General features: G+C 46.0%; 15 protein-coding genes. 6 read left to right on the forward strand and 9 right to left on the reverse strand.

The window, feature by feature from the left end:
* Positions 1–3 precede the first annotated feature (3 nt).
* Positions 4–606 (forward strand): HTH-type transcriptional regulator Hpr, encoded by a 603-nt coding sequence (locus tag GKZ89_RS08075; RefSeq protein WP_164502879.1) that lies wholly within the window; start codon positions 4–6, stop codon positions 604–606.
* On the opposite strand, the gene GKZ89_RS08080 is transcribed toward GKZ89_RS08075, so the two are convergent.
* Positions 600–938: a DUF1878 family protein gene (locus GKZ89_RS08080; RefSeq protein WP_155111892.1), complete on the reverse strand. Its 339-nt coding sequence runs from the start codon at positions 936–938 to the stop codon at positions 600–602. The genes GKZ89_RS08075 and GKZ89_RS08080 overlap by 7 nt on opposite strands.
* A 172-nt stretch (positions 939–1,110) precedes the next feature.
* On the opposite strand from GKZ89_RS08080, the gene GKZ89_RS08085 reads away from it, so the two are divergent.
* Together GKZ89_RS08085 and GKZ89_RS08090 are read left to right on the forward strand one after the other, a co-directional pair.
* On the forward strand, positions 1,111–1,647 hold the full coding sequence (locus tag GKZ89_RS08085; protein ID WP_155111893.1) for a DUF3267 domain-containing protein: 537 nt from the start codon (positions 1,111–1,113) through the stop codon (positions 1,645–1,647).
* Positions 1,648–1,757: 110 nt separating this feature from the next.
* On the forward strand, positions 1,758–1,937 hold the full coding sequence (locus tag GKZ89_RS08090) for a hypothetical protein (protein ID WP_155111894.1): 180 nt from the start codon (positions 1,758–1,760) through the stop codon (positions 1,935–1,937).
* 191 nt (positions 1,938–2,128) lie between these two features.
* Here the strand turns inward: GKZ89_RS08090 and GKZ89_RS08095 are convergent, their stop codons facing one another.
* Together GKZ89_RS08095 and GKZ89_RS08100 are read right to left on the reverse strand one after the other, a co-directional pair.
* Positions 2,129–2,212, reverse strand: coding sequence for a YjcZ family sporulation protein (locus tag GKZ89_RS08095; protein ID WP_155111919.1), 84 nt, complete (start codon positions 2,210–2,212; stop codon positions 2,129–2,131).
* Between the two features lie 103 nt (positions 2,213–2,315).
* Positions 2,316–2,399, reverse strand: coding sequence for a YjcZ family sporulation protein (locus GKZ89_RS08100; RefSeq protein ID WP_155111920.1), 84 nt, complete (start codon positions 2,397–2,399; stop codon positions 2,316–2,318).
* A 301-nt stretch (positions 2,400–2,700) separates the two neighbouring features.
* Between GKZ89_RS08100 and GKZ89_RS08105 the strand changes: the two genes are divergently transcribed.
* Together GKZ89_RS08105 and GKZ89_RS08110 are read left to right on the forward strand one after the other, a co-directional pair.
* Positions 2,701–3,582 (forward strand): peptidylprolyl isomerase, encoded by an 882-nt coding sequence (locus GKZ89_RS08105; protein ID WP_155111895.1) that lies wholly within the window; start codon positions 2,701–2,703, stop codon positions 3,580–3,582.
* A gap of 648 nt (positions 3,583–4,230) precedes the next feature.
* Entirely contained in the window at positions 4,231–4,431 is a 201-nt protein-coding gene (locus tag GKZ89_RS08110; protein ID WP_035406464.1) for a cold-shock protein, read from the forward strand.
* A 91-nt stretch (positions 4,432–4,522) separates the two neighbouring features.
* Here the strand turns inward: GKZ89_RS08110 and GKZ89_RS08115 are convergent, their stop codons facing one another.
* From GKZ89_RS08115 to GKZ89_RS08140, 6 genes are all read right to left on the reverse strand, one after another.
* Entirely contained in the window at positions 4,523–4,711 is a 189-nt protein-coding gene (locus GKZ89_RS08115) for a sporulation YhaL family protein (protein ID WP_155111896.1), read from the reverse strand.
* A 71-nt stretch (positions 4,712–4,782) separates the two neighbouring features.
* Positions 4,783–5,727, reverse strand: a complete 945-nt coding sequence (yhaM, locus tag GKZ89_RS08120) for a 3'-5' exoribonuclease YhaM (protein ID WP_155111897.1) — start codon at positions 5,725–5,727, stop codon at positions 4,783–4,785.
* Positions 5,728–5,776: 49 nt separating this feature from the next.
* Entirely contained in the window at positions 5,777–8,788 is a 3,012-nt protein-coding gene (locus tag GKZ89_RS08125; RefSeq protein ID WP_155111898.1) for an AAA family ATPase, read from the reverse strand.
* Complete coding sequence (locus tag GKZ89_RS08130; RefSeq protein WP_155111899.1) at positions 8,785–10,029, reverse strand: metallophosphoesterase family protein; 1,245 nt, start codon at positions 10,027–10,029, stop codon at positions 8,785–8,787. The genes GKZ89_RS08125 and GKZ89_RS08130 overlap by 4 nt, the downstream gene beginning before the upstream one ends.
* Positions 10,030–10,335: 306 nt before the next feature.
* Positions 10,336–11,157, reverse strand: coding sequence for a GNAT family N-acetyltransferase (locus GKZ89_RS08135; protein ID WP_155111900.1), 822 nt, complete (start codon positions 11,155–11,157; stop codon positions 10,336–10,338).
* Positions 11,158–11,199: 42 nt separating this feature from the next.
* Entirely contained in the window at positions 11,200–11,421 is a 222-nt protein-coding gene (locus tag GKZ89_RS08140) for a hypothetical protein (protein ID WP_155111901.1), read from the reverse strand.
* Positions 11,422–11,492: 71 nt separating this feature from the next.
* Between GKZ89_RS08140 and GKZ89_RS08145 the strand changes: the two genes are divergently transcribed.
* Positions 11,493–11,861, forward strand: a complete 369-nt coding sequence (locus GKZ89_RS08145) for a DUF3889 domain-containing protein (protein ID WP_155111902.1) — start codon at positions 11,493–11,495, stop codon at positions 11,859–11,861.
* Positions 11,862–11,900: the final 39 nt, after the last annotated feature.

The following is an 11,900-nucleotide window of genomic DNA, read 5'->3' on the forward strand; positions in this document are numbered from 1 at the left end:
GTGATGGAGTTGAAGAAGAATGAAAAGGAATACACAATTAAAGAGGCCATGCTCTTCAGCCAGAGAATTGCCCAATTAAGCAAAGCTTTATGGAAATCAATTGAGAAAGACTGGCAGCAATGGATCAAGCCCTACGATTTAAACATAAACGAACATCACATTCTATGGATTGCTTATCATCTGAAAGGCGCATCCATTTCTGAAATTGCCAAGTTCGGGGTTATGCACGTGTCCACCGCCTTTAACTTTTCAAAGAAGCTGGAAGAACGGGGTTACCTTGAATTTTCCAAAAAGCTGGACGATAAGCGGAATACATATATTCAGCTTACGGATAAAGGGGAAGAAATTCTGCTGAAGCTGATGGAGGATTACGATCCTTCCAGAAACGCTGTGTTTAAGGGAGCAATGCCCCTGCAGAGTCTTTATGGAAAGTTTCCGGAGATTATTGAAATGATGGCCATTATCCGAAACATTTACGGCGATGATTTTATGGAAATCTTTGAACGATCCTTCAGCAATATTGAAAAAGAATTCGAAGAAGAAAACGGACGCCTGAAAAAGGTGGAAACAGAAGAAGAGCAGCCAAAGGCTGCCGCTAATCAGTAAGAATGCAGGATGGAGCGAAGATCGCTCATCAGCTCGGGAAACATTCCCTGGCCGTGTAAAGCCTGAATTGTCTCTTTTACATCAAGCTTTTCATTTAGCTCTTCTATAAAAAGCGCAAGGAGTCCTTCAAACCGGACGAAACCTTGCGCTTTTTGCTGTTTCAGGAGCTGATCCAGCCTGCTGCACAGCTCGAGCACATGAAGGTACTCTGCTTCAGTCAGCTGTTTCTGAAGAATCATGTATGTAAACGGATATTTATTCCGATCCAGTGCTGATTGCATAAGTCGAACCTGAAATTCAAGCCTCTCCAGCCTTCTTTCAAAGCTGTTCATTAAATACCCCTTCTTTCTGTCTGCTACGTTTATTTTATAGGAAGAACGGCAGCAGAAAAAGGATTTCAGTACTTTTTTCAAAAAACCCTAAACAGTTTCAGAAAAAGTATTGATTTTTTTTTAGGACGGACGTAAAGTAGGTAAGGATTTATTTTTAGAGGAAGGTGATCTTATGAATTGCTGGAAAACTGTCGACCTTTCAAAAGATTATGGATTTCAGCGGCTCTTTATGTATTTCATCTTTGCATCCATTATTGCTTTTATCGCTCTTTACCTTCCTCTGTCGATGGTAGAACCAGCCAGAAAGCCGGATGCAGGAGAAGTTATCTATTTTGCTGTGATTCTTGCTTTAATTTTACCTGTTCATAAAATGCTTCATGCACTCCCGCTAATGCTAAGCGGCAATATGCCTAAAGCAAAAATTGAATACGCAGCAATGATCCCTATGCTGCGTCTGAAGCCATGTGTCTGTGTTTCAAAGCAAGTGATGCTGGCTACCCTGCTGGCGCCTTTTATCCTATTGACTGCTGCCGGTATCCAGGCAAGCCTGCTCATGCCGGAATATGTGCATTACTTCTGTCTCGCTTCCGCTCTCCATATCGGCTGGTGCATACCCGATCTAATTTATGCCCGCCAAATCGTCGCAGCTCCGAGATCCTGCAGGGTGGACGAAGGACGGAATGCTTTAGAAATTCTGATTGAAAAATAGAAGAGCCTGACGCCAGGCTTTTTTCTTTTTCTGCCCCTTTGCATATCTGTATCTTTTTTAGCGAATATTTGGTAACCTTATACTTATCAGTGAGGAAAGGGGGATCTCATATGATCATCTTATTCATTTTCTTTGCTGTCTTCATACTGTTCTATATAAATACATTAACGAACCGGCTCTGTTTAGTTCGTGAGATTCCTGAAGACCGTCAAACGAAGGTGTTTCGTATGATTAATGTCCTTATTACGATTCTGCTGATCTCTTCGTATATAGAAATTCTTTATACATAGAACTCGGAATCTGCTTGTCCGAATGGTCAACGAACAAAAAGTCCGGCCTTATACAGGGACCGGATTTTTTGCATGCAGGGAGATAATGAAAAAGCGCACCTTTTCAGGTACGCTCCTCATGCAAAAGCTTTATTTCAATGAGCCGGTTCGGTTAACCCCCGCTGTCCAGCCCGGTGCAAAGCTATTTCAGCTTACAGCCAAGCTGCACCAACGATTACCAACAAAATGAACAACACAACGATTAACGCGAAACCTCCAGCGTATCCACCGCCCATTGAACACACCTCCTTACTAATGGTTAAGATATACTATGCATTCGTGACGTATTGCGAATGGGCTTTTATCCTGCTCTATGCAGTTAACATCCGCCCTTATTTTCTAGTGAATATAGGCTGCCCCTACAATAATCACCAAGATAAACAAAACAACAATAAGCGCAAAGCCGGAATTATATCCTCCCATGCCGTTCAGCCTCCTTTCGCATTTCAAGACAGTATATGCCCGGGTGCCCGGCTTGCTAAGGGCTTATGCCCAGTTGACGAAAATTCCTTAATTTCACATAATTTCACATATTAGCCTCTTCATCGTATATATGGAGCGGTTTTACTCCATCATAAGCTTTGAAAACCGCTTCCGGATCCGCCTCTGTTTACTATTATGGCGGGGTTCATTTGACAGATTAGGTTGCAAAAGTCTATTGAACATGGCACAATGTTTTATAGTGTTTAGTACAAACAATAATAGGCAGGAGTTGTATCGACTAATGAAAAAAATGGCTATTGCAGCTATTACAGCAACAAGCCTGTTCGCTCTTGGCGCATGCAGCAACAGTGGAGCTGGCGGGTCTGACGTTGTAGCCGAGACGAAAGCTGGGAACATCACAAAGGACGAGCTTTATGAAGCAATGAAATCCCGTGCCGGTGAACAAGTGCTTACTGAACTCGTTCATAACAAAGTACTGGGTGAAAAATACAAAGTTTCAAAAGAAGAAATCTCTAAAGAACTTGAGAGCATCAAGTCCCAATACGGCGCCGAGCAGATCGACATGCTGATCAAAGAACAAGGCGAAGAAGCGGTTAACAACATGGTGAAAACAGAGCTTCTGCGTAAGAAAGCTGCTGAAACCGAAGCAAAAGTTACAGATGAAGATGTAAAGAAATACCACGAGAGCCTTAAAGGCAAAATCAAGGCAAGCCACATTCTCGTAAAAGATGAAAAAACAGCAAACGAAGTAAAGAAAAAGCTTGATGGCGGTGCAAAATTTGAAGACCTCGCCAAAGAATACTCTGAGGACGGCTCTGCCCAAACCGGCGGCTCCCTTGGATGGTTTGACAACAAGCAAATGGTGAAGGAATTCACTGAAGCAGCATTCAAGCTGAAAAAAGGAGAAGTCAGCCAGCCTGTCAAATCCGAATTCGGCTACCACATCATCCGTGCGGATGACACATACAGATCATATGATGAAATGAAAGCTGAACTGAAAAAAGAAGTTCAGCAGCAAAAATCACAGGACCCTGCTGCGATGCAGGAAGCCATTGACAAAGCCTTGAAAGACGCAAAAGTGGAAGTTAAAGATAAAAAGCTTAAAGATACGTTTAAAGCCCCTGAACAGCCTGCAATGCCAGAAGAGCAGCCTGCTCAATAACGCTAATATCAGCCCGCCTGCAGATTAATGGTCTGCAGGCGGGCTTTTTGCTGCAAAAGTTTACCCTTTCCGGCCGTTTTCAACAGCGGGCCCATCCCGGGCAACACTTGTGAGCTCTGCGGCGCGGCTGAACCGGTCTGCCTGCACGCTGCCCCACTGCTATGACTAAAAGCTTTTACATAGCGTTCCTGTGTCGCTCAGCGGCAGCAGATTGGGGACCAATGAAGGTCAGCCGATCTGTAAGGCTTCCGCCCTCCCTTAGTCAGCCGATCTATTTTTTTGTTACAGCTTCTGCCTATCAATACCTGATTAACCCGGGCAGCAATTTCCTGCCTTGAAGAACGACCCTACAGACCCTTAGCTAATGATCATAATACTGATCTCCCTGAATCAGCGAAATCTCCTGCGTAAGACTCCTTCGCCTCCTGAAATGATCCGTTTCAAAAAAATAAATCTCTCCTCCGCCCGCCGTCCTTCAAGGGTTTTTCCCTTACCGGGCTGTTCAGCACTTGCTATTTATTCCTGTACCTGTTATCCTAGTTAAGAATTATTTTTGTTCGGATATTAAGATCGAATACGTTTCAGCTTGATATTTCTAGAGCAAGAATAGTAACACGTTTGTGCGTACATGCACTAGGAGGTAACAAAATGTTAGAAGGTACAGTTAAGTGGTTTAATGCAGAAAAAGGTTTCGGATTCATCGAGCGCGAAGATGGCGACGATGTATTCGTACACTTCTCCGCTATCCAAGGCGACGGGTTCAAAACTCTAGAAGAAGGCCAAAAAGTTACTTTTGAAATCGTTCAAGGTAACCGTGGCGATCAAGCTGCTAACGTAGAAAAAGCATAATTTACAATCGAAAGAAGCCGGCTCAATTGAGCCGGCTTCTTTTTTAAAAAGCATACAGCAGAATACCCGGCTCTCAGGCCGGGTATTCTTATCAAACAGATATTTTTTCTACCTTTCTTCGTTCACGTTCCGCTTTAATCCGTTCAAGATATATTTGGCCTTCCTGTTCAATGAATTCATCGTCAGACCGCTTATCTTCTCTCGTAAGCGATACAAACTTGTATCCGCTGAACAGTACTCCCCCCATGCACAGATAAATCCACCAAGGCAATGCCAGCATTCGGTTTCCCCCTTCTCATTCTAATGTCCAGGCTTTTACCTCATGCTTATGCGCTTGGCTTCCACTTTATGCTACTTATGGAAAACAGGCTTGTAGAAAGAACGGTTTTCGAGGGCAAACACTCTCTCTGAGAATTCTCCCGGTTTTACCCTTTCAAGAGCACGATCAAGCATGTTCATCTTCGCATCGAGATTATCAATATAGTGCAGAATCTCGGCCTCTTTAATCATAGGCGGCTTCGGGCTTCCCCACTCAGCTTTTCCATGATGGGAGAGAATCAGATGCTGCAGAATCACGACTTCTTCAGAATCAATGTCAAGTTCTTTTGCAGCCTGTGCGATTTCGTTCACCATAATGGAAATATGGCCAAGAAGGTTTCCTTCGACAGTATACGTCGTGCTGATTGGGCCGCTGAGCTCAGTAACTTTCCCCAAGTCGTGCAGGATGACTCCCGCATACAGCAGATCGGTGTCAAGGGAAGGATACAGGGCTGCAATGGACTTTGCAAGCTTCAGCATGGATACTACATGATAAGCAAGTCCTGATACAAACTCATGATGATTTTTGGTTGCTGCCGGATATTCCAGCAGCGCCTGCTGATGCTCTTTGACCAGATTCCTTGTGATTCTTTGGATGTTCGGGTTCTTCATTTCAAAAATATATTGAGTGATGGTATCCATCATTTCATCTTTTTTGAGAGGGGCTGTTTCCAGAAAATCTGAAACATCAAAACTTTCATGGTCTTGCAGCGGGCGGATGTTTTTTATCTTAAGCTGGTTTCTGCCTCTGTAATGATGGATATCGCCTGCAATTTTAACGATCCCCTGTGCACTGTAGGTTTGCTCGTCCTCTTGTTTCGCATCCCACAATTTTGCTTCAATTTCTCCGCTCTGGTCCTGGAGGATGAGGGTTAAAAAGGGTTTTCCGTTGCTTGCTACCCCTTTTGTCGATGACTTGATCAGGAGGTAAAGCTCCACCTGTTCTCCGACATCAAAATGCATTACTCCTTTAGACATGCTGATTCCTCCCTGTATTTATCTGTGAATAAGTATAACATAACCGGCTTTACCGGGTGGTTTCCCGCACTGCTTCTGCTGTTGCTCCTGCTCGTTCAAGAATGGTGACGTGCCCTTTAAATCTGCTCGCGATATGTTCCTGGCATGTAAAGAGAAGAACCTGCTGGCCTGCCGAAACAGATGTCAGAAGCTCCAGCATTTTTTCCGTGCGCCCGGAATCAAAATGGACAAAACCATCATCGATAAGAATCGGAAGCTGCAGCTGCTCATTCATTGCCGCTGCCAGGGCAAGCCGTAAGGAAAGATAGAGCTGCTCTGATGTCGCCTGGCTCAATTCACCTGCTTTGAACCGGCTGCCATCCGCTCTTTCCGCTATAAAGGTCTGTTCTTCCTCCGGTAAAAATACATTCACATACCGTCCTTCTGTCAGCTCTTTAAAATACACGACTGTCTGCCTGATCAGCTTAGGCATCCGGACGGTGCGGTGATAATCGATCGTCCGAAGGAGAAAATCCCTGGCTGCCGTTTTTACGAGCCATTCTTTCGCCGTCTGCCTGGCATCCTCTTGCTGCAGTCCATATTCGTGCAGACGATCTGAATAGCTGCCATCCTCTTCTATGGCATGGAGCTTCGTATGAAGGACGGAGGCGCGCTCCTGCAGCTCTTTCAGGCGCTTCTCTGTCTGTTCTGTCTGAAGGGATGCTTCCTGCAGCTTTTCTTCCAGGCGAATCCAGTCGTGCTCCTGCATGTTTTCTGCAGCCTGGCTTCCTTCGAGCTGCCTGCGGATCCATGCATGCTGCCTGTTAAGCTCAGAGCGTTTCTGCTCATATCCCGAAAGCTCGCGGAAAGCTTCTTCATCCACTGCACCTGCATGACTGAGCAGGTTTTTGAATTCCTCCTGCTTTTGAAGAAGAAGATGGATCTGCTCTCTGTGTTCCTCCTGAATCTCTTCCATTTTAAGAATAACGGCTGCTCTCTTTGTCTGCTTTTCGTTTTCCTGGCGGGCAGCATTCAGAAGCCCGTATATTCTCTGACTGAGGGATTCATGTCCAGCTGCAGCAGGCAATACGCCAGAGGCTTTTCCTTCAAATAATGCAAGCCTCCCCTTCACGGCCTCCAGCTGTTTCTCCGCCTTCTGCCAGTCTGAAATTTTAGATTTGCACTCTTCTATTAATTGGAATGTCCGGGACAGGGACGCGACGTTCATGGTTTCCGGAAGCAAAAGATTTTTCAGGACAGGTTTTGCTTTTTCATTTAACCGGAACTGCTCCTTTTCCCATTCTTCATATTTGGCGATCACCCGGTCGCATACACGGCTCTCCTGCTCCGCCCTCTGTTTTTCGACCTCTGCCATCTGCTTGACCTGTTCGTCCTTCCATAGACGGCCCTTCAGCTCTTCTGCCCGCTTCATAGACTCAGGTCTCTCAGCCCTTCTCAATTCCTCTTCAAGCATCCTTTTCCTTTTTTGAAGATGCGCAGCTAGTGAATCTGTGGCGGAGCCTTTGTTTTGAAAAAGAAAGCCGGCGGCAGCGGCGGCAGCGGCAAGCAGCCCTGCGATTGCCCATTGTCCATTAAGTACAGACCAGATAAAGCCTGCAGAAAGGATAAGCAGAATAACGAGTATGCCAGCGGTTAACCGGCGTTTTGCACCTGCTGCCTGCTTTTTATGGCTTGCAAGCTCCTGTTCCACATCCCTCAGCTCATTTTGAAGATCTTCAGCTTTCTTGCCTGTTCCGGCCTTTTCCAATTCAGCAAGCTCCTGCTCGAGAAAAGCCCGTTCGGCAGGGGCCATCCTTTCTTCTGTCAAAGAAGCGCAGCGTTCTTCACTCAAATCCAGTGCTTCTCTCGCTCTGTCGAACTGCTCATCCAGCTGTGCCTTTTGGATAACAAGAGTTTTTGAAAGTTCACTCAGCTCTTGTACGGCAGTTTTTATACTGACGGACGTATCGACAGCTGCCAGCTCCTTATAATCCATGGATGTTCCATATAGATCCGCTGACAGCGTTTCGGCCTCTTCCACTAATGTCTGAACTTTAAAAGTCAGCGTTTCTTTTTCTAGAATAGACGCTTCATACCCAGCAATCTGGTCTTTAAGCTCCTGAAGCGCTGCTTCCTTATGAAGCAGCTCCATTTCCGGCTGCAGCCCATCTGCTTTTTCCGTAAGTTCCCGAAGCTGTGCCTCCATTCTGGATGTCCGCGCTTTAACAGGCTCCATTTCCGTCTTAAGCCGTTCGAGCCTGCTGAGGCCTTCTGCAGGAAAACGGCTTGTATCGGGCAGCTCCCTGAGCTCTTCCTTGATCGCGTTTTGCTCATGGAAAAGGGGCAGCAGAGAAACAGCCCTGCTGAGCTGTGACTGCTTTTGACGCAGCGTTTGTAAACGGGTCTCCTGTTTGCCTGCTTCCTCATCTGCTTCCGCTTTTTGATTCAGCATATCTTCATATTCACTGTTCCGGATCGAAGCCTGTTTTAACGCATCAGCTGTCTGCTTTAGCTCTGCCAGCTTCTCATTCAGCACAGGCTTTTTGCCGTTCGGTTTAAATAAACGGTCCTGCTCCTTGCTTAGGCGCTGCTCCAGCTTGTATACCGCATCCGTCCCTACCATACTTGTCATATAGAGAAATTTCCCGATTTCCTCTTCTTTGACCTTCTCAATCTGCTGCAGTCCATGCAGGTCAAAAGAAAATACAGCCTGATAAAAAGTCCGGTCCAGTCCTCCGAGCCACTCTTTCAGCAGCTCTTCTCCTGCAGTTCTTCCGCCGGGGAGGCTGATGACTGCGTTTCCTCCGGACTTACCGCGAACTCTTTCAATTCTGACCAGGCCTGTATCCTTGATTTCAGCGACAACGGTTCCGCCGAAAACTTCCCCATTCTTAGGCTCATATTTGCTATCGGGATGATTTTTCTGAGGCAGTCCAAAAAGTATGCTGTGGATAAACGACATGATGGTTGATTTGCCGGCTTCATTTTGTCCATAAAACAGAGAGGACCGGCCTTCCCCGATTAAAATGTGCTTCCCGATAAACTGGCCGTACCCATAAATGATGCATTCCTTCAGCTTCATTTCTCCCCTCCTCCTTCCTTAAGCAGCTCCGACAGCACAAGCAGTTCTGCTTCACGGATGATCTCCTTCTGCTCTTCCTCTGAAAAAAGACCGATGTATTTGCGGACAGAGGAATTGGAATAGAGAGGGGCCGCGGCCTGTTCTAAAAACCGGTATTGCTCTGTGACAGCAAAAAAATCTCTGTAGAACACTGAATCCTGCTTAAGCTGCTCCCGGTCTGCAGGAAGCGAAGTATAGTCCTGCAGTTTCCCGATCCAAACGAAATCCCTGCGGTCTTCTTCATCATTTAAAGAGTGAAGCAAATCCTCCAGAACCTCAGCCTGTTTTAGTTCGGCAGCAAGCGGTGTCCCTCCTGTCAGACGGATCGTTAAGACGGCCGGCACGCCTTTTTGCCGAAACTGCTCTTTCTCGATCCGGCAGAGCCTGATCAGCTCCCCTGCTGTGTCCAGGCCCTCCATATTGATCTCCTGCTCCATCCAGAGGACATCATGAACAGGATGAAAAACCGCCTGCGGACCACCATCACCGAGGGTGACAGCATAGCAGCCTTTTTCACCGGATTCCTTCCGGTGCCGTCCCTGAATGTTGCCCGGATAAATGGCCATCGTCTCCTTCATAGAAAGGATTTCCCTTTTATGAATATGGCCAAGGGCCCAATAGTCAAAACCTGCTCTCTCCAAATCCTTTAGTGAAAAAGGACAGTATACATCATGATCTTCAGATCCGCCTTCTACAGACCCATGCAAAAGTCCGATATGAAAAGGAGCATCCCCTGTTTTTATGTACTGATCTGTTATATTCGTCTTAACCGCTCTTTCAGGATAGCTGTATCCGTAAAGGTGAGCAGCGGTTTTTCCGTCTTTCAGAAAAGGAAGGCACTCTGCTTGTTCATGACTGAAAACGCGAACATTTTCAGGCCAATCAATGTTCAGCCATTTGCCGCTCAAGTGATCATGGTTCCCGTGGATCACATAAACAGATATCCCTGAATGCTTCAGTTTCTCAAATTCTTTTTTCAGGCGGAGCTGTGCCTTTAAGCTCCTGTTTTCACCATCGAACAAATCCCCTGCCAAAATCAAAAAATCTGCTTTCTCTTTTACAGTCAGATCCACAAGTCTCGAAAAAGCCGCAAATGTGCTCTCCTTCAAACGTTCCAGAACACTCGCCGGAAGATGCTTCAAACCTGCAAACGGACTATCCAAATGCAAATCCGCAGCATGAATAAATTTCAAAGATGCCATACAAACTCCCACTTTCTCATATCCTAAAGCCTTTCTGCCATTTTACCATCCAAGAGATACGAATGCACGTTCTGAAAAGAAAAGCGGAGGCGGCTTGCTCAGGCCCGACAAGCATAAGACAGTTCACCGGAGGAAGGTGGTTTTTCCTTCCGCAGGTGAAATGGCTTATGACCTCGAGGGCCTAGCCGCCGGAGCTGGACACCATGAAAAGCGGAGGGCGCCATAGTAAGGAAGTTCTGCTAGGTGCGACGTCCTTCCACAGCACCTTCGTACCTCCACGCAAAAAAACTCCCCATCGATGGAGAGTTAAGTGGCCAAATAATAATCCTGGGCATCATAGGTTTTGAATCCGCATGATTCATATAGCTTTAAGGCGTGCATGTTTTCTGCTTCCACTTCGAGATAAATGCCGTTCTGCTTCTCAGTTTCTTCCCGAATGATGGCTGCCAGTGTTTTTCTGCCGATTCCTTTTCCCTGTTCTTTCGGAGTAACGGCAAAGCCGTAGATCCAGGCTTCTCCATTCTCTTCCCATACCCGTACTTTTCCTGCTGCAGTTCCTTTATGTTCGAGTATGTAATAAGCCGACTTATCCTCTGCTTTAAGCTGTGCACGGTATTTCTCCGCTTCACTTCGTTTATATCCGAAGCAATCCACATCAAGCTGAACCTCCAGGTCAAAATCTTCATCATTGGAAGGACGCAATGAGACATCTGAAGAATCGGGAATGGTCCCGCCCTCCCATTTCATCTGGTATTCCGCTATCAGAAAGATGGCACCTGTTTTCTCAATAAATTTCCGGGCAGAATCAGATCTTGCAGGCGCATTCAGTAAAATCTTATGATATTCTAGATTCCTTGCTTCGCTGATGGCATCCTGAAGCATGCGTGAGAAAATTCCTCTTCTGCGGTATGCCGGGTTCACCATTCCGCAAATCTCTGCTTTGTTTCCAAATCCGTAAATGGCCGCAAAGGCGATCAGTTCTTCGTTTTCATATAAAAAGAAGTCTTGCTTCAGTCCAGGCTCCCGTTTCCGGAGCATATCCCAGTTCAGTTTAATCTGAATTCCATCAGCCGTTTCACATATTTCCTGGAGCCTTCTTATTTCACTAAGCTGCTTTTCAGTCAACATCACCGTTTCCCCTTTCTGCTCACAAAGCAAGGAAGCGGAAGGTCAATCACCTCCGCCTCCGCCGCCGCATCCTCCTCCATCTCCTCCCCCAAAACTGCTGCCGCAATCTGAAGAAGAGTCCCCTGCAAAAAATCCAGTCGCTGCCGTACTGCTTCCGTCCTCGGATCGATATGCTTTGGATTTACCCGGCTTACTTAAAGCTGTTGCAAAGACCGCGATAACAAAAATGATAAATACCACAAAAATTATATTAGACCAATCCATTCAACATTCCTCCTTTTATGGCAGAATAGCAAGCTCTTTTCCGGGAAGGCTAACAGCAGGAAGGTGATAAGATGAAAAAGCTGGTTATTTCCGTTGCGGCTTCCCTTGTTCTTATCTACGGATGGAACTTGGAAAAGGTTTCATTTTCCAGTGGAATTTCAGCAGAGGCAAAAACTTCTTTGCCTGATTTTAAGGAAATCGCTAAAAAAGAGGCACAGAAAATGTATCCGCTCAGTCAGGTGCTGATGACCCAAAAAATATGGGAACAGCAAAAAAAGGGCAAGCTGCAGAAGCATTATCAGCTGACTTTAGCTGAAGGACAGCAAAATAAACAGGTAATCGCGGTCATTCACTACGATTTGAATCAGAAAAAGGTTGTTTTCGTTCAAGTTCATGAAATGCCTCTCAGGCCCCCTAACTCGTTTGGACACCTCCTCTGATTCAAAATATAATGAGGGCAGAGGAGATGAGGCCAAGAT

This window comes from Metabacillus mangrovi (assembly GCF_009711125.1).
GTDB classification, from domain to species: Bacteria; Bacillota; Bacilli; order Bacillales; family Bacillaceae; genus Metabacillus_B; species Metabacillus_B mangrovi.

Coding starts and splice junctions, on each gene's coding strand:
- GKZ89_RS08075 (WP_164502879.1), top strand. CDS start 4: ATGGAGTTGAAGAAGAATGAAAAGGAATACACAATTAAAGAGGCCATG.
- GKZ89_RS08080 (WP_155111892.1), bottom strand. CDS start 938: ATGAACAGCTTTGAAAGAAGGCTGGAGAGGCTTGAATTTCAGGTTCGA.
- GKZ89_RS08085 (WP_155111893.1), top strand. CDS start 1,111: ATGAATTGCTGGAAAACTGTCGACCTTTCAAAAGATTATGGATTTCAG.
- GKZ89_RS08090 (WP_155111894.1), top strand. CDS start 1,758: ATGATCATCTTATTCATTTTCTTTGCTGTCTTCATACTGTTCTATATA.
- GKZ89_RS08095 (WP_155111919.1), bottom strand. CDS start 2,212: ATGGGCGGTGGATACGCTGGAGGTTTCGCGTTAATCGTTGTGTTGTTC.
- GKZ89_RS08100 (WP_155111920.1), bottom strand. CDS start 2,399: ATGGGAGGATATAATTCCGGCTTTGCGCTTATTGTTGTTTTGTTTATC.
- GKZ89_RS08105 (WP_155111895.1), top strand. CDS start 2,701: ATGAAAAAAATGGCTATTGCAGCTATTACAGCAACAAGCCTGTTCGCT.
- GKZ89_RS08110 (WP_035406464.1), top strand. CDS start 4,231: ATGTTAGAAGGTACAGTTAAGTGGTTTAATGCAGAAAAAGGTTTCGGA.
- GKZ89_RS08115 (WP_155111896.1), bottom strand. CDS start 4,711: ATGCTGGCATTGCCTTGGTGGATTTATCTGTGCATGGGGGGAGTACTG.
- yhaM (WP_155111897.1), bottom strand. CDS start 5,727: ATGTCTAAAGGAGTAATGCATTTTGATGTCGGAGAACAGGTGGAGCTT.
- GKZ89_RS08125 (WP_155111898.1), bottom strand. CDS start 8,788: ATGAAGCTGAAGGAATGCATCATTTATGGGTACGGCCAGTTTATCGGG.
- GKZ89_RS08130 (WP_155111899.1), bottom strand. CDS start 10,029: ATGGCATCTTTGAAATTTATTCATGCTGCGGATTTGCATTTGGATAGT.
- GKZ89_RS08135 (WP_155111900.1), bottom strand. CDS start 11,157: ATGTTGACTGAAAAGCAGCTTAGTGAAATAAGAAGGCTCCAGGAAATA.
- GKZ89_RS08140 (WP_155111901.1), bottom strand. CDS start 11,421: ATGGATTGGTCTAATATAATTTTTGTGGTATTTATCATTTTTGTTATC.
- GKZ89_RS08145 (WP_155111902.1), top strand. CDS start 11,493: ATGAAAAAGCTGGTTATTTCCGTTGCGGCTTCCCTTGTTCTTATCTAC.